The 17995-nt window shown below is 35.9% G+C and carries 17 protein-coding genes; 1 reads left to right on the forward strand and 16 read right to left on the reverse strand.

The genetic code is table 11. The features are described from left to right. Positions 1-2: 2 nt before the first annotated feature. The 16 genes from hisH to NSQ89_RS17220 all read right to left on the reverse strand — a co-directional run bounded on the left by hisH (position 3) and on the right by NSQ89_RS17220 (position 16688). Positions 3-626: an imidazole glycerol phosphate synthase subunit HisH gene (gene hisH / locus NSQ89_RS17145; RefSeq protein WP_061800345.1), complete on the reverse strand. Its 624-nt coding sequence runs from the start codon at positions 624-626 to the stop codon at positions 3-5. Beyond that, on the reverse strand, positions 627-1214 hold the full coding sequence (hisB, locus tag NSQ89_RS17150; RefSeq protein WP_095258582.1) for an imidazoleglycerol-phosphate dehydratase HisB: 588 nt from the start codon (positions 1212-1214) through the stop codon (positions 627-629). Positions 1215-1255: 41 nt separating this feature from the next. Further along, entirely contained in the window at positions 1256-2524 is a 1269-nt protein-coding gene (hisD, locus tag NSQ89_RS17155; RefSeq protein WP_095258581.1) for a histidinol dehydrogenase, read from the reverse strand. Positions 2525-2543: 19 nt separating this feature from the next. Next, a complete protein-coding gene (gene hisG / locus NSQ89_RS17160; protein ID WP_047943767.1) occupies positions 2544-3188 on the reverse strand; it encodes an ATP phosphoribosyltransferase in 645 nt (214 codons plus the stop codon). Beyond that, on the reverse strand, positions 3185-4369 hold the full coding sequence (locus tag NSQ89_RS17165; RefSeq protein ID WP_047943766.1) for an ATP phosphoribosyltransferase regulatory subunit: 1185 nt from the start codon (positions 4367-4369) through the stop codon (positions 3185-3187). Before NSQ89_RS17165 ends, hisG begins: the two co-directional genes overlap by 4 nt. A gap of 272 nt (positions 4370-4641) precedes the next feature. Further along, positions 4642-5175 (reverse strand): acyltransferase, encoded by a 534-nt coding sequence (locus NSQ89_RS17170; RefSeq protein WP_095322103.1) that lies wholly within the window; start codon positions 5173-5175, stop codon positions 4642-4644. Then, positions 5172-5825 (reverse strand): pyrophosphatase PpaX, encoded by a 654-nt coding sequence (ppaX, locus tag NSQ89_RS17175; RefSeq protein WP_095258577.1) that lies wholly within the window; start codon positions 5823-5825, stop codon positions 5172-5174. The genes NSQ89_RS17170 and ppaX overlap by 4 nt, the downstream gene beginning before the upstream one ends. A gap of 21 nt (positions 5826-5846) precedes the next feature. Continuing rightward, a complete protein-coding gene (gene lgt / locus NSQ89_RS17180) occupies positions 5847-6659 on the reverse strand; it encodes a prolipoprotein diacylglyceryl transferase (protein ID WP_047943763.1) in 813 nt (270 codons plus the stop codon). A 47-nt stretch (positions 6660-6706) separates the two neighbouring features. Then, the gene (gene hprK, locus NSQ89_RS17185) at positions 6707-7636 is read right to left on the reverse strand and encodes an HPr(Ser) kinase/phosphatase (RefSeq protein WP_047943762.1); all 930 of its coding nucleotides are present in this window, start codon (positions 7634-7636) and stop codon (positions 6707-6709) included. 197 nt (positions 7637-7833) lie between these two features. Further along, on the reverse strand, positions 7834-8187 hold the full coding sequence (locus tag NSQ89_RS17190; protein WP_047943761.1) for a phage holin family protein: 354 nt from the start codon (positions 8185-8187) through the stop codon (positions 7834-7836). A gap of 124 nt (positions 8188-8311) precedes the next feature. Beyond that, positions 8312-9436, reverse strand: coding sequence for a DUF4097 family beta strand repeat-containing protein (locus NSQ89_RS17195; RefSeq protein WP_047943760.1), 1125 nt, complete (start codon positions 9434-9436; stop codon positions 8312-8314). Between the two features lie 356 nt (positions 9437-9792). Further along, a complete protein-coding gene (gene uvrA, locus NSQ89_RS17200) occupies positions 9793-12669 on the reverse strand; it encodes an excinuclease ABC subunit UvrA (protein ID WP_047943759.1) in 2877 nt (958 codons plus the stop codon). Between the two features lie 7 nt (positions 12670-12676). Then, positions 12677-14656: an excinuclease ABC subunit UvrB gene (uvrB, locus tag NSQ89_RS17205; protein WP_095258576.1), complete on the reverse strand. Its 1980-nt coding sequence runs from the start codon at positions 14654-14656 to the stop codon at positions 12677-12679. Between the two features lie 416 nt (positions 14657-15072). After that, positions 15073-15306, reverse strand: coding sequence for a CsbA family protein (locus tag NSQ89_RS17210; RefSeq protein ID WP_047943757.1), 234 nt, complete (start codon positions 15304-15306; stop codon positions 15073-15075). Between the two features lie 12 nt (positions 15307-15318). Then, a complete protein-coding gene (locus tag NSQ89_RS17215; RefSeq protein WP_053215762.1) occupies positions 15319-16185 on the reverse strand; it encodes an STAS domain-containing protein in 867 nt (288 codons plus the stop codon). A 215-nt stretch (positions 16186-16400) separates the two neighbouring features. Next, complete coding sequence (locus NSQ89_RS17220) at positions 16401-16688, reverse strand: hypothetical protein (RefSeq protein WP_235844534.1); 288 nt, start codon at positions 16686-16688, stop codon at positions 16401-16403. Positions 16689-16936: 248 nt separating this feature from the next. Here NSQ89_RS17220 and NSQ89_RS17225 point away from each other — a divergent pair, with 248 nt between their 5' ends. Beyond that, positions 16937-17962: an HD-GYP domain-containing protein gene (locus NSQ89_RS17225; protein ID WP_053215761.1), complete on the forward strand. Its 1026-nt coding sequence runs from the start codon at positions 16937-16939 to the stop codon at positions 17960-17962. The last annotated feature ends 33 nt before the right edge of the window (positions 17963-17995 follow it).

Here is a 17995-nt window from a genome sequence, read left to right on the forward strand (position 1 = left end):
GTTTATCCTTTCTGTATTAAATTTGCGAAGTTGCTTAATAATTGCATTCCCAATTTGCTACTTTTCTCTGGATGAAATTGCATGCCAAACACATTGTTTCTTCCTACTACTGCTGGAACCTCTTTATCATAGGAACAGCTTGCTATAATAACGTCTTCTTTTGTTTCTGCATAATAAGAATGCACAAAATAAACGAAATCATCGTTCAAATCAGGTGTGACTAAAGACTCTCTTTTAAAATGCAGCTTATTCCAGCCCATATGAGGAACTTTATAGGCAGTACCATCACCTGTAATGCCAGGAAAGCGAACCACTTTTCCAGGTAATAAATTTAACCCTTCACTATATCCATACTCCTCACTTGATTCGAACAATAACTGCATCCCCAAGCAAATGCCTAACAAAGGCCTCCCACTATCAACAAATACAGAAATCATTTCAGATAGGCCCGTCTTCTTTAATTTTTCCATTGCATCTTTAAACGCTCCTACGCCTGGAAGAATCAATGCATCTGCCTGAAGTAATCTATCTTTATCCTCTGAAATAAAATAGGGAGCATCTAATCTTTCTAACGCTTTACTTACGCTGAACAAATTCCCCATTCCATAGTCAATAATTCCGATCATTTACAGCATCCCTTTCGTGGAAGGAATCCCCTTTATTCTAGGGTCAATTGTTGTTGCTTCATCTAATGCTCGTGCCATTGCTTTAAAGATTGCTTCGATCATATGATGAGTATTTTTCCCATAATGCAAAATAACGTGAAGATTCATTCTAGCTTCTAACGCTAGTTTCCAGAGAAACTCATGAACCAGTTCTGTATCAAAGGTTCCTACTTTATCATTTGGAAACTCTGCTCGGAATTCTAAATGAGGTCTATTGCTTAAATCGATAACCACTTGTGCTAATGTTTCATCCATCGGCACAAAGCTATTCCCATAGCGTTTAATCCCTCTTTTATCTCCAAGCGCATCTTTAATAGCCAATCCTAAACATATCCCAATATCCTCTGTCGTATGGTGATCATCTACTTCAATATCTCCATTCGCTTGGACTGTTAAATTAAATTGGCCATGTTTGGTAAATAAGTCGAGCATATGATTCATAAATGGTACACCTGTATCTAGTTCAGAAACTCCTTCTCCGTCTACATTAAACGATAACTGAATGTTCGTCTCACCTGTTTTTCTACTAATTGCAGCCGTCCTTGCCATTTTCCTTCCTCCTTTTATTATGTAGGTCTTTCAACTAGCGTCTAATCATCATATCGCGCTTCTATTGCTCTTGCGTGAGCTTCTAACCCTTCTAAGCGGGCAAATTTGGCTATTTTATGGGCGTTTTCTTTAAATGCTGCTTCACTATAATGAGTGATACTTGATTTCTTTTGGAAATCATCTACGTTTAGTGGATTGGAGAATCTTGCTGTTCCATTTGTCGGTAAAACGTGGTTTGTTCCAGCAAAATAATCTCCGACTGGCTCTGAGCTATATCTTCCTATAAAAATGGATCCTGCGTGACGGATATGTTCGAGGATATCGTATGGATTCTTTGTTAGGATTTCTAAATGTTCTGGCGCAATGGTATTGATGACTGCGACAGCCTTATCCAATGTTTCTACAACCACTATTAATCCATATTGGTCAATTGATTTTTCCGCTATTTCCTTACGTGGTAAATCATTTAACTGCTGCTTCACTTCTTGAGAGACCTCTTCAGCTAATAAAATAGAAGTAGTAACAAGAACAGAGGAAGCTCTTTCGTCATGCTCTGCCTGTGATAATAAGTCTGCAGCAATTTCTTTGGCACTTGCTGTTTCATCAGCTATAATGGCAATTTCACTTGGTCCTGCAATCATATCAATAGCAACATCGCCAAAAACTTCTCTTTTTGCAAGGGCAACAAAGATATTTCCAGGGCCGACAATCTTATCAACTTTCTCAATTGATTCCGTGCCGTACGCTAATGCTGCAATAGCTTGAGCGCCTCCCACTTTGTAAATTTCCTTTACCCCAGCAATATCAGCTGCTACTAAGACAGCACTAGGAAGAATTCCATTTTCATTCGGTGGAGATACCATAACTATCCGCTGAACTCCTGCAACTAATGCTGGAATGACGTTCATTAATACAGACGAAGGATAAGCTGCTGTTCCCCCTGGAACATAAACACCAACGGAATCTAATGGGAGAATCCGTTGACCAAGAACGGAGCCATTGTCTTGGGTAAAATCCCATGAGGTTTTCAGCTGCTTTTGATGGTATTCTTTAATATTTGCGGCTGCCTCTTTTATAATTGAAACCATTTCCTCTTCTACATGATTGTAAGCAGCTGCTACCTCTTCTTCCTTCACCCGAAGACATGTCAATTCGGCTCTATCCCATTTTTTTGTATATTCAATTAAAGCTTGATCACCACTTCTTTTTACCTCTCCCATAATCTCCCGGACCGCTTTTCGCTGTTCTTCCGTACCTGCATCAACAGAGCGCTTTAAACTAATATTCTCAATATCTGTCACAATTCTCATCTAGAATACTCCTTATTCGTTATTTCACACTTTGTTTCGACTTTACTACTGGCTGAAGCCGCTCTACTAATTCACTAATTCGTCTGTCCTTCAATCGATAGCTTGCCGGATTGACAATTAATCTTGAAGTAATATCTACGATTCTTTCGTATTCAATCAGGCCATTCTCAGCGAGTGTCTTTCCTGTCGAAACAATATCGACAATTCGATCTGTTAAGCCGATAATTGGTGCAAGCTCAATGGAACCATTCAGCTTAATAATTTCTACTTGAGAGCCTTGTTCACGAAAATAGGCTGCTGCCACATTAGGATATTTTGTCGCAATTCTAGGAGCAATTTCATTCAGTTCTGTATGAGGAAGCCCTGCTACTGCTAAATAACAGGCACTAATATGTAAATCTAGCAATTCATATACGTCTCTTTCTTCCTCAAGCATGACATCCTTTCCTGCAATCCCCAAATCTGCTACTCCATGCTCCACATAGGTAGGAACATCCATGGGCTTAGCCAAGATAAAGCGAAAGTTTTCTTCTTCAACCTCTATAATTAATTTCCGGGAGTCGTCAAACTCTGCTGGTAAACGAAAGCCTGCATCTCTTAATAAATCAGCTGCCTCTTCGAAAATTCTTCCCTTTGGCATTGCGATAGTTAGCATGTCATTCATTTGATCACCTCCACCCCTTTTTTCCCGACCAATAGTGTGATTTCACTATACTGTTTTGTACAGGCATCTACATCTTTCACTCCATTAATATCTTGCGTAATGACATGGATGCCAGCACGCCTTTTTTCTTGTGCTAATAGAAACGCTTCTTTTCTGCGTTCATTACTAAATAAAATACATTCGATTATGGTCGTTTTTGCCACCTTACCTAATGCTTCTAATAGTCGATCCACTCGAATAGCAAAACCAGTTGCCCCAGTGTCTTTGCCGAATTTTTCTAATAGCAAATCATACCGGCCCCCACTTCCAATGGGAAAGCCCACGCCTTCTGCATATACCTCATATACAATGCCAGTATAGTAGCTCATATGACTGACAAGTGATAAATCAAATGTCACTCTATCTGCTACTTCGTAATCTATGAGAATGTCCCTTAGCTGTTTTAAGTCATCTATTGCTTTTATGCCTTGATCTCCTTCCATTAATTGATAGGCAAGGTTAATCACTTCTTCTTTTCCTCTAAGCGTTAGGAAGTCATTTAAGCGCTGTTTATCAATACTTGATAAAGCAAGCTGTTCTACATGCTGACGATAGCCGACATAATTTTTCTCATATAGGTATTTGGTTAAACTGTCCACTCTATCTTTTGTTCCAAGAATTTGTTGGAAAAATGATTGGACAAAGCCAATATGTCCTACCGAAACTTGATAGTTTTTCACTCCTGCTTGTTGAAGAGAGGAAATAAGTAGAGAAATTCCTTCTCCATCCGCACTAATGGTTTTATCGCCAATATATTCAACACCTATTTGTTCAAACTCCGCCGGTCTGCCGCCTTCCCGCTGCTGTGCTCGAAACACGGACGCATTATAGGCAAGGCGTAATGGCAAATCTTCTGATAGAAGCTTAGATGCCGCTACTCTTGCTATTGGCGCGGTCATATCTGGGCGAAGAACTAGTGTGTGTCCTTGCTGATCCAATAATTTAAAAAGCTGCTGGTCTAAAATAGCGGATGCTGTGCCGACTGTTTCATAGTACTCTAATGTCGGAGTTTCAATAAATTGATAACCCCATTTTTTAATTTCTGTATCTATTTTTTGTTTTACTTTATATTTTCTTTCGTAAATCGCTGGTAATGTATCTCTCATGCCTAATGGCTTTTCAAACATAAATAAGCTACTCATCATTACACCTCGTGTTTTAAAATTCCGAATGCTTTAGTTCGCTAATATACTACCAAATTAAAGAGTTGTTTTTAGTGTACTCTTCGTCTGATTCGAGGTCAAGAGAAAAGTTTCATTTATTAGATCTTTCTAAAAAATCCAAGACTAATAAATTCCATTTATTGTTATATCCCTCTTTATTTTTTATTAATTCTGACATTTTAAAAAAGACCTATCTTTTCATTACTCCTAGAAACTTATTCTTGAAATAATGGACAGATAGGTATTTCTATTTATTCATCTAAAACATAGGAAGGCTCATTTCGTTTGCGTTCTTCCATTTGTTCTGCGGTATAAATGATTTGCATCGGATTTCCCCCAACAAAGCTTCCTGCCGGGACGTCCTTATGTACTAATGTACCTGCAGATACAATCGCACGGTCACCAATTGTCACACCCGGGAGAATAGTGGAATTGGCGCCAATCATGACTTCATCGCCAATTTCAACCTCTCCTAGCCTATATTCCTCTATTAAATATTCATGGGCAAGAATAGTGGTATTGTAGCCTATGACACTATTCTTGCCGACCTTAATTTTTTCTGGAAACATAATATCAAGCATTACCATTAAAGCAAAGGAGGTTTGTTCTCCCACCCGCATTTTTAATAGCTTTCGGTACATCCAATTTTTCACTTTCAAAAAAGGCATATATCTTGCTGTCTGAATAACAATAAAATTTTTAATTACTTTCAAAAACGGAACTGTTTTATAAACATGCCATAAGGAATTTGATCCACTAACCGGATATCTCGTCGTTTTTCTCATGTTTGTTGTACTTCAGGAATAGAAAGGATGTCTTTCATATTCTCAAAAATATAATCAGGATTATATGCCTGCAAAAATTCTTTCCCCTTTAGCGTCCAAGCAACACCCGCTGTTAAAGTACCTGCATTTTTCCCAGACAAAATATCGTGTTTATTATCTCCAACCATAATCGCTTCGCTAGGGGAAGCCTTTAATTTTTCAAGAGCAAGAAGAACCGGCTCGGGATCTGGTTTAGCTTTTGTTACATGATCTAAAGCAACCACTACATCAAAAAATTCATCTAGCTTCGTCAATTTCAAGCCCATTTCCACTACATCGGAAAGTTTCGTTGATACAATTGCCAGCTTAAAGCCTCTTTGCTTTAATTCTTTCATAGCATCGTACACACCATCAAATATCGTAACAATCTTATCGTGATTCGCAATATTATAAGAGCGGTACATTGCCATCATTTCTGGAGCACGCATTTTATCAATCGACTCAAATGTTTCCAATAATGGTGGTCCCATAAAAGGAATGACATCAACTCGTTTATATTTTCCTGGGTAATAATGATTTAATGTATGTAAGTAGGAGGAAATAATTAATTCATTTGTATTTATTAGCGTTCCATCCAAATCAAATAATGCTGTATTAATCTTTCCAGTCAACCTAAACATTCCTTTCCATGATTAACCATTTGTATCTAAATAACGTTCACTCGCAATACCCGTTTTCCGTCTATAAGCGATACAGATAATAGAAATGACAATTAACGCTAAAGAAATTAATTGAGCCATCCGTAAGTCACCTATCATAAGGCTGTCTGTTCTCATTCCTTCGATAAAGAATCTTCCAATCGAATACCAAATAACATAAGATAAAAAGATTTCTCCTCTACGTAAGTTCACTTTCCGTAAAACTAGTAAAATCACGAATCCAACAATATTCCATAATGATTCATATAAAAAAGTAGGATGATAGTAAGTGCCGTTAATATACATTTGATCGATAATAAAATTCGGCAAATGTAAGCCTTCTAAAAAGGAACGTGTAACTTCTTCGCCATGTGCCTCTTGATTCATAAAGTTGCCCCAACGGCCAATAGCTTGTCCCAGAATTAGACTAGGTGCAGCGATGTCTGCCATTTTCCAGAAGGAAATATCCTTTTTCTTTGTAAAAATATAAGTAGTTACGATTGCACCAATTAAAGCTCCATGAATGGCAATTCCACCATTCCAAATTTTCGGTATATCCCCTAGATGATCTTTATAGTAGCTCCATTCAAAAATGACATAGTAAATTCGCGCACATATAATGGAAATCGGGATTGCCCATAACATTAAATCAGGGAAGTCATCCTTTCCAAGTCCTCTTCTATTTCCTTCTCGCATTGCAATAATAAGAGCAAGAATCAATCCAGAGCCAATGATAAGTCCGTACCATCTAACATCAATCGGCCCTAACGAAAAAGCAATTGGATCAATTGGTTGTATATCTTCCATTCGATTTCCTCCTATTTCCCATGTTTTTACTATTTACTTCTAGCTATTTATTTTCGTTCGTCAGATATAACATTGTTTAATTTATTCGTGAATTGTTCGGCTGCATTAACACCCATTCTTTTTAAACGGAAATTCATTGCTGCGACCTCAATAATTACCGCTAAATTTCGCCCAGGGCGAACTGGAATTGTCAGCTTTGTTACTTCTGTATCAATTATTTTCATTTTTTCTTCATCTAAACCTAAACGGTCATATTGCTTGTTCTGCTCCCATAATTCCAGAGACATAACTAAAGATATCTTTTTGTGGGTACGTACAGCCCCAGCTCCAAAAAGCGTCATGACATTAATGATACCTAATCCACGGATTTCCAATAGATGTTCAATTAACTCTGGTGAACTACCAACAATTAAATTCTCATCTTCTTGGCGTATCTCCACACAATCATCAGCAACTAATCGATGCCCGCGCTTTACAAGCTCAAGGGCTGTTTCACTTTTACCAACACCACTTTTACCAGTAATTAAAACGCCCACACCATAAATATCAACAAGTACCCCGTGAACTGCTGTCGTTGGTGCTAATTTTCTTTCTAAGAAGTTTGTAAGACGACTGGAAAAAAGCGATGTTTTATGCTTGGATCGTAGTACAGGTACAGCTAATTCTTCTGATGCCTCTATTAATTGAGGAGGCACCTCCATATTTCGTGTAATGATAATTCCAGGCGTTGTATCACTACATAATTTAGTTAAGCGATTTGCTCTATCTTCCTCACTTAACCGTTCGGCAAAGGTCAGTTCTGTCTTCCCTAACAACTGAACACGTTCTGCTGGATAATAATTAAAATAGCCGGCCATCTCGAGACCTGGTCTTGATATATCACTAACTGTAATTGGTCGATTAATTCCCTCTTCTCCACTTACAATTTCTAAATCAAACTCTTCGATAACATCTTTTATTAGTACTTTCGCTGCCATGAAGCTCCTCCTTTAAAGGTCATTGCTGTTAAGTTTTTATAAACAGTATAGGGTGTTTAAGGTAGTTTTTTTTAGAATTCCATATTCACCTTATTTTAGCATTAAACTCTAAATATATGCTAGAATTCAGTCAAAATAATAAGAAAAGCTGCTAAGTAAAGCAATGGTCTTTTCTCCACTCCTTTACTCGGCAGCTTTTATCCTTTTCCTCGCAGAACTGTGTTTTGAACAATTATATTGCAAAGTGACAGCAGAATGCTAAAAAGTAAACACATACCAAAACTCGAAATTTCAAAACTATCTCCCATTAGCCTGTCTGTTAATGACAGCGTAATAGCGTTGATGACAAATAAAAATAGCCCAAGCGATAACACTGTTACAGGTAACGTCAATAAAATTAAAATTGGTTTGACAATAATATTTAGCAAGGATAAAATCACACTTGCCCCAATTGCCGCACCTATTCCCGATAAATAAAATTGTTCCTGAAATAAACCAGCTAATGCTACAAAGAAAATAGCATTAATCAGTATTCCGATTATCCATCTCATTCCAATTACTCCTTATTAAACACAGAAGAAGCTGATTAATTTAAGATACAGAAGAAGACAACTTTTTATTTCTTGTCTTCTCCAACGTGCAGTCCATGTATCTTATCCAATTCTTCTATTAAAATTAATTGCTTTTATCAATTTTCTTCACTTTAATCGATCCTGTTTTAGTATTAGCTTCAATTTTTGTATGATGCTCACTTGATTGGATTGATTTAAATTGTAACGTTTTTTGCAGAACTTCATTTTTTTCTTCTATTATTTGTATTCCCTCTAATTCTACATTGAATCCACCAAAATTCGTTTTTAATTCACCACTAACCGCTAAAGATTCTGGTAAACTTACTTCAATGCTTCCTGTTGTTCCTTGAAGTTCAAGGATGTCACAGGCTTCTGAATGATTCACACAAGAAATACTGCCGTTGAAGGCTTGTAAATCAACTTTATTAAAATAACCATCAACCGTAATAGAGCCATTTATTGTTTCTGCATCCAGCTTTTCCATCTTTCCTTTTTCAACTTTAATACTGCCGTTTGCAGCGTCTGCCTCCACTTTTTTATTTTCACCAGCTTTTAGCGTTATTTTACCATTTGCTGTTTTAGCATACAATTTTTCCGCTTTAACATCAAAAGTAGTAATTGGTCCATTAAATAAACGGATAATGGCCGATTCATATGAAATTTGTGGAATATAAACCTGTGTTTTCACTTTCATCCACTTATGGTTCGTTTTCAATACTAAGCGCTCCTCATCTACGATTACATCTACTTCCTTGAGAAATACCTTTTTTGCTTCCTCTAAAGAATTCACTCGATAGACCTTAGCTTTACACTCAATACTTACTTCCTCTTGATCCCATGGAATCAGCTCCACTTCCCCATTGGGAATATCGATATCCACCTTTTTTGGGGCAATATTATGGTATTGAAAAATGTGAGAAACTTCTTCAAAATGACCAAAGTTTAAATCAAGGTCTACTTCCTTCACCTTTTTTATGGTTGTATCAACTATGTCAAAAAGCTTATCTTTCGCTGCTTGAAAATTAAATCCATAATTTGAAGATGTTTCTTTCTTCTTTTCATGAAACTTTGTTTCCTTTTGAAAATCTTCTAAAATTATCTTTTCTTCTTCATTTAAAGACTTCTTCTCATTCACTTCATCAACCTTTTCCATTAGCTTTAACGCTTCATCTACAGTTAATTTTCCACTTTCCACTAATTCTAAAATTCGCTTTTTCTCGTCTGCCACTGTAAATCCTCCTCAAAATAACGATTTTATTCTTTTTAGTACTTTTCACATAAATAAGACGTTAAAACACTGCTTATTTTCATTTGCTAATGTAAAGACTATTTTGTTAAAGGAAAAAACACTTCCAAAGCCGCTCAGTGGTTGAAATTACTAATCAACAGTACGGACTCCTATATGTTAATACGGAATCACCCCTGCAAAAGTTTCAATCTGAATACTTTCTGACCTTTTTATTTTATGTAGCGATTTTCTAATTCAGAAGAACTTCTGCGTAAGTAAGAAAAAAAGAGACGAGGCTTAGCAGATAGCCGAATTGAATAATTAATTCAGCTTTTCTACTTTCCTCGTCTCTTGATTTAAGTTGTAGCGATCTTTTCAGCTTCTATGATACTATCCTTCATTCTTTGCCGTTCTCTCTCTAGGATTGGCTTTAAATATTTCCCTGTATAAGACCCTTTTAGATTGGCAATATCCTCAGGAGTCCCTGTTCCTAATATTGTGCCACCTTTATCTCCGCCTTCTGGTCCTAAGTCGATAATATAATCTGCTGTCTTAATGACATCGAGATTATGTTCAATAACTAGTACTGTATCTCCATTTTCGACTAGTCGCTGAAGAACAATCAATAGTCTTGAAATATCATCAACATGTAAGCCTGTTGTCGGCTCATCCAAAATATAAAAGGACTTACCCGTAGATCGGCGGTGTAGTTCTGATGCTAGTTTTACCCTTTGTGCCTCTCCGCCTGATAAAGTAGTCGCTGGTTGTCCGAGTTTAATATATCCTAAACCAACGTCCACAATTGTTTGCAATTTACGATGAATTTTCGGTATATTTTCAAAAAAGGATACGCCATCTTCTACTGTCATTTCCAATACATCGGAAATATTTTTCCCTTTATATTTCACTTCTAATGTTTCCCTATTGTATCGTTTGCCATGACAAACTTCACAAGGAACATAAACGTCTGGAAGGAAATGCATTTCAATTTTTATGATTCCGTCTCCACGGCAGGCTTCGCATCTTCCACCTTTGACATTAAAACTAAAGCGTCCTTTTTTATAACCGCGTACCTTTGCTTCATTGGTTGTCGCAAAAACATCACGTATATCATCAAACACTCCAGTATAGGTTGCCGGATTCGATCTTGGTGTTCGGCCAATTGGAGATTGGTCAATATCAATGACTTTTTCCAATTGTTCAATTCCCTTAATTTCCTTATGGGCACCTGGCTTTGCCTTCGCGCGATTTAGCTTTTGAGCCAAGCCTTTATGAAGAATTTCATTAATTAAAGTACTTTTTCCTGAACCAGAAACCCCTGTCACAGCAATAAACATTCCGAGCGGTATTTTTACATTTACATTCTTTAAATTATTTTCTTTTGCCCCGGTAATTTCAATAAATCTGCCATCACTTTGTTTTCTCTCTAATGGAAGTGGAATGAATTTCTTTCCAGATAAGTACTGACCAGTTATCGATTGCGGATCATTCATTACTTCTTTTGGTGTTCCAACAGAAATAATTTCGCCACCATGGACACCCGCACCTGGTCCTACATCTATTAAATAGTCAGCAGCCATCATAGTGTCTTCATCATGTTCTACAACAATCAATGTATTCCCTATGTCACGCATCTGTCTTAGTGTATCGATTAATTTATCATTATCTCTTTGGTGAAGCCCAATAGAAGGCTCATCCAAAATATAAAGTACACCCGTAAGCCTTGAACCAATTTGTGTTGCTAAACGTATTCTTTGTGCTTCTCCACCAGATAAAGTTCCTGCAGCTCTACTTAGTGTTAGATAATCTAATCCAACATTGATCAAAAATCCAACTCTTTCTTTTATTTCTCGAAGAATTAAGTTAGCAATTTGTTTTTCTTTATCTGTTAAATCAACCTTCTCCATAAATTCATAGCATTCCACCACTGATTTTTCAGTTATTTTACCGATATGCTGTCCGTTAATTAAAACAGCCAAAGCCTCTTTCTTTAGGCGATATCCTTTACATGTGCGACAAGGCTGTTCCGCCATGTATTTTTGCATTTGCTCACGGATGTAGTCAGAACTAGTTTCTTTATATCTTCTTTCCACGTTTTTAATAACGCCTTCAAATTGGATATCATTTTCTCTCACTTGGCCAAAGTCATTTTCATAACGGAAATGGATATATTCCTTTCCAGATCCATAAAGGATTTTATCCATTAGATTCTTCGGAATGTTCTTTACAGGTATATTCATGTCAATCCCATAATGATTACATACACTTTCAAGAAGCTGCGGATAGTATTGAGAACTAATAGATTCCCATGGAGCTATCGCATTTTCCTTTAAAGTTAAATTCCAATCAGGAATAACTAAATCTACGTCTACAACTAGTTTATTTCCGAGGCCATCACAATCTGGACAAGCTCCAAATGGACTATTAAAAGAAAATAACCTTGGTTCTAATTCACTAATAGAGAAACCGCAAATTGGACAAGCGTGATGTTCACTAAACAGTAATTCCTCTTGTCCCATCACATCAATAATGACTTTTCCATTCCCAAATTGTAAGGCTGATTCCAATGAATCTGCCAGACGAGCAGTTATTCCCTCTTTGACAACAAGTCGATCGATAACTACTTCAATATTATGTTTCTTATTTTTCTCTAGAGAAATATCATCACCAATTTCAAACATTTCTCCATCGATGCGCAAACGAACGTACCCTTGTTTTTTTACATCTTCAAGTACTTTCACATGTGTACCCTTGCGCCCTGATACAACTGGCGCAAGTACTTGCAGTCTAGTTCTCTCAGGATATTCGAGAATACGGTCTACCATCTGTTCTATTGTCTGAGAAGAAATTTCAATACCATGCTCTGGACAAGTTGGTCTTCCTACCCTCGCAAATAATAATCTCAAATAATCATAAATTTCGGTTACAGTCCCCACAGTGGAGCGGGGATTTCGACTTGTCGTTTTCTGATCAATGGAAATAGCGGGAGATAAGCCTTCTATTGAATCAACATCAGGCTTATCCATTTGTCCTAAAAACTGCCGCGCATAGGCGGATAAAGATTCTACATATCTTCTTTGTCCTTCTGCATAAATCGTATCAAAAGCAAGAGAAGACTTTCCTGAACCAGATAAACCAGTTATCACTACTAATTGATCTCTCGGTATTGTTATATCAATATTTTTTAAATTATTTGCACGTGCACCTTTTACAATAAGTTTATCTTTTGCCATTGTTCTCTCACCCCTCAGCCTTTAATTCAAGCAATAAATCGCGAAGTTCTGCAGCTCTTTCGAAGTTTAATGCTTTTGCTGCTTCTTTCATTTCATTCTCCATTTGTGCAATCATTGCTTCTTTTTCTTTTTTCGTTAATTTATCAAGTTTTGTAGTTGTTCCATACTCTTCAGGCTCCTCTGCTGCTTGCGTAGCACGGATTGTGTCTCTAATTCCTTTTTGAATAGTTTGCGGGGTAATTCCATGTTCTTCATTATATTTTTCTTGAATTTCTCTACGTCTTTTCGTTTCACTGATGGCGACTTCCATTGAATGGGTTATCTTATCAGCGTACATGATGACTTGACCATTAGAATTTCTCGCTGCACGTCCGATTGTTTGAATAAGGGACCGCTCTGAACGAAGGAATCCTTCTTTATCTGCATCCAAAATCGTAACGAGTGAGACTTCAGGAATATCCAAACCTTCTCGCAATAGGTTAATTCCTACCAATACATCGTATTTCCCAAGACGTAACTCTCGAATAATTTCAATCCGTTCTAATGTTTTTACTTCGGAATGTAGATACTGTACTTTTATCCCTATTTCTTTCAGATAATCTGTTAAATCCTCTGACATTTTTTTCGTTAGTGTTGTTACCAATACCCGTTCATTTCGTTTAATTCTCTCATGGATTTCCGCTATTAAATCATCAATCTGTCCTTCAATTGGACGAACATCAATGGTTGGATCAAGCAATCCAGTTGGACGGATTATTTGTTCAATCATAACAGGAGTATGTTCGATTTCATATGGTCCTGGTGTTGCAGAAACACAAATCATTTGATTAATATGCTTCTCAAATTCTCCAAACGTTAACGGGCGGTTATCAAGTGCTGACGGCAGGCGAAAACCATGCTCTACTAATACGTTTTTCCGCGCTTGGTCACCATTATACATTCCTCTAATTTGCGGCAATGTAACATGAGACTCGTCAATCACAAGTAAGAAATCTTTTGGAAAATAATCCAGCAATGTATAAGGAGTAGATCCAGGAGGTCTTAATGTTAAATGTCTTGAGTAATTTTCTATTCCTGAACAGAATCCCATTTCTCGCATCATTTCTAAATCATAGCGGGAGCGTTGTTCTAGACGCTGAGCCTCTAATAATTTATTATCTGCTCTTAATTGCTCTAATCGTTCTTCTAATTCTTTTTCAATGTTTTCAATTGCTATTTTCATTTTCTCTTCTCTTGTTACGAAGTGAGACGCCGGAAAAATAGCAATATGATTTCGTTCTCCTAATATTTCACCAGTTAATGCATCCACTTCCCGAATCCGATCAATTTCATCTCCAAAAAATTCGACTCTAATACAATGTTCATCTCGGGACGCTGGGAAAATTTCGACTACATCACCACGGACACGAAAAGTTCCCCGTTTAAAATCAATATCATTTCGATCGTATTGAATATCCACTAATTTACGAAGCAATTGATTTCTTTCCAATTCCATACCGGTTCTTAATGATACAACCATTTCTCGATATTCTTCTGGAGAACCTAATCCATATATACAAGATACACTGGCAATAATTATTACGTCATCTCTTTCAAATAAAGAAGATGTTGCTGAGTGACGGAGCTTATCAATTTCATCATTGATGCTTGCATCCTTTTCAATAAACGTATCCGTTTGCGGGACATAAGCCTCTGGTTGGTAATAATCATAGTAGCTAACAAAATATTCTACTGCATTATTAGGAAAAAATTCTTTAAACTCACTATATAATTGACCTGCTAAGGTTTTATTGTGAGCAATAATTAAAGTTGGCTTTTTAACTTCTTTAATCACATTGCTTATGGTGAACGTTTTACCCGTCCCAGTTGCCCCCAGCAAGGTTTGAATCTTCTCTCCTGCTTGTATACCTGAGACTAATTTTTTGATTGCTTCTGGCTGATCTCCTTGAGGAGTATACTTTGAAACTAATTCAAAATCATGACTCACTAAACCATCCTCCGATCTATATAAGCACGCCTGCTTATTCATCCATTCCTTTGCTGCTTTATGTTAATACTCCATTATATTTAGAAGTTATTTTCGTAACTCTGTTGTTTTAAGGATTTAAATTCTTCACAAAAAGCGTCATATTAAGGAAAACAACAAAAATGGAAAAGGCGATTTTTACCATTTCTTTTTTATAATTCCTACCTATGTAATCAATATAACATCATTCTACCACAAACCTTCCATTTCAAACCACAAAAAAGAGAACAAACATTCGATTTATTTTTGAATATAATTTAGAATTAAGACAAAAAACATTTCCCTATAAAAAAATGACTACACGAATACCTATCCTCTTTATCGACGGAAAATCGTTTAGTCATTCTTCTTCTCTATTCTTTTTTATATTTCTTCTATTAAGTATCCTTACTTGCTAATCTCTCTTTCCAATTTCTACTGATCATATAACCAATAGTCATAGAAAAAGCATCAACAACAATTAATAAAAATGTATCAGTATATCCTCTATAAACCGAAGCAGCTATTAAAGCTACGGTTAAGACTAAACCAATAATTGGATAATAGGTTGCTTTTGAAAAAAGGATTACCAATAGGCACGGGAAAAATAGTGCAGCTAGATATTTCCCCATCTATATACACCTCTATTTAACAAATTTCACTTCATTGACCGTTAATCCAAATTTTCCTAGCGCACTTGCTAAATTATTAAATATTGGTATCTGGCTAAAATCTACACCTAGTTGAATAGCTGTTTGTGCCACCTCTGGTCTTAATCCTGAAAGATAACCTTTGACACCAATTAATCGCAAAGCATGAATCACTTGGAAAATTTGATGCGCAACCATTGTATCAATTAGGGGCACACCCGATAAATCAATAAATAAGTGATTAAATCGTTTCTCGTTACATTCCTTTAGTGTATTCTCCATAATTAATTGCGCTCTCTTTGTATCAATATCTCCGATTAATGGAAGAACACCAATTCCCTCCGTAATCGGGATAACTGGGCTGCTTAATTCATATATAGTTTCTTGCTGTGCCATCAATTGCTGAAATTTATATTTATCATAAGAATCAATAAAAATATTTACAAATAAATCAAATGCATAATGAATTAATCGTATCCATTCAAAGAGTGTAGGAATTGTTAAATGAGCAGTAGTCTCCGCAGAAAACTTCTCTACATATGATAAAAGAATCCCTTTAACCGTGTTAAGCTGTTCAATAGATTCTAAAATCGGAACTAAGTCTTTCGCCCGCTTTTCTGCAACTTTAATAGCCCATTCAGAAATATTTGCTGAATACACTTCTTCTTCCTCAATAAAAACCTTTATTACATTTTCTAAAAGAGTTTGATGTGCGGTAATTAGTTCTTCCATATTCTCTGCTGATTTATGGACTGAATAAAAGGATGAAATACTATTTTCTATCTTGCTTAGCCACTCTTTACGCATATCAACAAGATGGTCATTTAAATAAGTATATAAACTTTGCATACAAGGTTCCAACTAATTCTCCTCCTAATTCAAGAAACAAGGCTTCATTAGGTTTCTATATGGCTATTTCTCACAATACAATAACAGTAGCATCCACAACTGTCTATTGTTGATATTCTACTTGTTTTCTTAAAAATCGTTCTAGTGTTTATCGATAAATATATACTATTATATAGTTCTCCTCATAGTGAAACAAGCAAGAAGTCTTTTTTCTAGAAGTAGAATCCTTATGTATTTTTTAACAAGCTTGTTGCAATCACTTGAAAGATTGGTTTCACAGAAGATGCTCTTTTCTTAGCATGCTCTAGCAATACAATAATATCATCTACTTCTTCATGACTTAACTCTTCCACAATCCAATCTTCCAAATCCTGATTCTTAATGACTATCGTACGATTTGGTATATCAATCGTACGATACTTCCTCAATTCATTATGAATGAAATTAATATGATGTTGATATTTCTTTTGCTTATGTAAAGAAAATGTATTTTTATTCAATCGATTCTTCTTCATCCTTATGCTCCTCTCTATATGTATCTATGCATCTTCTTCTATTCTATTTTTGTTAAATATATAGCTATTATAATAGGAAAAATATTCAGAAGGCCTTAATCCCTAGTAAATTCTACTAAAATAGGCAATAAGAAGTGTGATAACTAGTCAGAAAGTCTGTTTTATCTACGATAGAGCTAAGGTAATATTTACTAATAAGGGGATGCGAAGCAGCAATATATAGCCATTACGTAAAGGAGACAAATAATATGGGAAAAGGAACTATGAATATTGTTGGGTATCGTATAAAAAGGGATGTTTATTCAAACTCTATTGAAGGCTTATTTCTACTAAAAAAGAACTCCATCTTAACGAAGAAGCATATTGACTTACTTACAAAGCATCAGGTTAATCCATTTGATGTAATTGAACCTACAGATGAAACCTCTGCCTCCTCCGATAATAAGGAATTTACTAATTTGCTAGATGAGGTAAAAGAAACTTTCCATCGCATCATCAAACAAGATAACAGCACGGTGGAGAAACTTCTGCATGATTTTAAAAACACTATTAATTCTTCTCTTCAAGAATTAGCGATTTTAGAAATGCTTCATAAAGAAGTCTCACCAGATGATTATATTTACCAGCATAGTATTAATGTTGGAATCCTTTCTGCCATTATTGGGAAAATTTTAGGATTACCTAAAAAGCAATGCCATCTGCTTAGTCAAATGGGATTATTTCATGATATCGGCATGTTAAAATTGGATCCATCCATTTTAAAAGTATCTGCTCGTTTAACACAAACAGAATATAAAGAAATGCAAAAACACACGATCTATGGAAAAGGCATCTTATTTCAAGTTCCGCAATTGGATATATTAATATCGCGAACTGCTCTGTTACATCATGAAAAAATAAATGGCAAAGGCTATCCCTCTCAGCGTACAGAAAAGGATATTCCCTTCTTGATCCAAATCGTTTCCGTTGCAGACATATTTAATAGCATGTGTACTTCTAATACGTATAAAGACAAGAAAACCTACATTGAAGCTATCGATGAATTAATAAATGAATCCTATGGAAATGCTTTAAATCCTGCTATTGTTATTCCATTTACCAATTTCATTATGAGAAAGCAGCTCTTTAAAAAAGTCATACTATCTAATAATGAAACGGCAGAAATTATCTTTATTCATCAAAATGAACCTCATTTACCATTGATTCGGCTAAAGGATTCCTATATTGATTTACGCAGGACTTCCTCTTTGAAGATTACTGGATTAGCAAATTGAATAAAAAAAATGGTCAAATCACAAAGATTTGAC

Source organism: Niallia sp. FSL R7-0648 (assembly GCF_038007005.1).
Lineage (GTDB): Bacteria > Bacillota > Bacilli > Bacillales > Cytobacillaceae > Niallia > Niallia circulans.

Bases quoted from the DNA above. Each gene is read 5' to 3' on its own strand.
- hisH (WP_061800345.1), bottom strand. From the start codon at position 626: ATGATCGGAATTATTGACTATGGAATGGGGAATTTGTTCAGCGTAAGT.
- hisB (WP_095258582.1), bottom strand. From the start codon at position 1,214: ATGGCAAGGACGGCTGCAATTAGTAGAAAAACAGGTGAGACGAACATT.
- hisD (WP_095258581.1), bottom strand. From the start codon at position 2,524: ATGAGAATTGTGACAGATATTGAGAATATTAGTTTAAAGCGCTCTGTT.
- hisG (WP_047943767.1), bottom strand. From the start codon at position 3,188: ATGAATGACATGCTAACTATCGCAATGCCAAAGGGAAGAATTTTCGAA.
- NSQ89_RS17165 (WP_047943766.1), bottom strand. From the start codon at position 4,369: ATGAGTAGCTTATTTATGTTTGAAAAGCCATTAGGCATGAGAGATACA.
- NSQ89_RS17170 (WP_095322103.1), bottom strand. From the start codon at position 5,175: ATGAGAAAAACGACGAGATATCCGGTTAGTGGATCAAATTCCTTATGG.
- lgt (WP_047943763.1), bottom strand. From the start codon at position 6,659: ATGGAAGATATACAACCAATTGATCCAATTGCTTTTTCGTTAGGGCCG.
- hprK (WP_047943762.1), bottom strand. From the start codon at position 7,636: ATGGCAGCGAAAGTACTAATAAAAGATGTTATCGAAGAGTTTGATTTA.
- NSQ89_RS17190 (WP_047943761.1), bottom strand. From the start codon at position 8,187: ATGAGATGGATAATCGGAATACTGATTAATGCTATTTTCTTTGTAGCA.
- uvrA (WP_047943759.1), bottom strand. From the start codon at position 12,669: ATGGCAAAAGATAAACTTATTGTAAAAGGTGCACGTGCAAATAATTTA.
- NSQ89_RS17210 (WP_047943757.1), bottom strand. From the start codon at position 15,306: ATGGGGAAATATCTAGCTGCACTATTTTTCCCGTGCCTATTGGTAATC.
- NSQ89_RS17220 (WP_235844534.1), bottom strand. From the start codon at position 16,688: ATGAAGAAGAATCGATTGAATAAAAATACATTTTCTTTACATAAGCAA.
- NSQ89_RS17225 (WP_053215761.1), top strand. From the start codon at position 16,937: ATGGGAAAAGGAACTATGAATATTGTTGGGTATCGTATAAAAAGGGAT.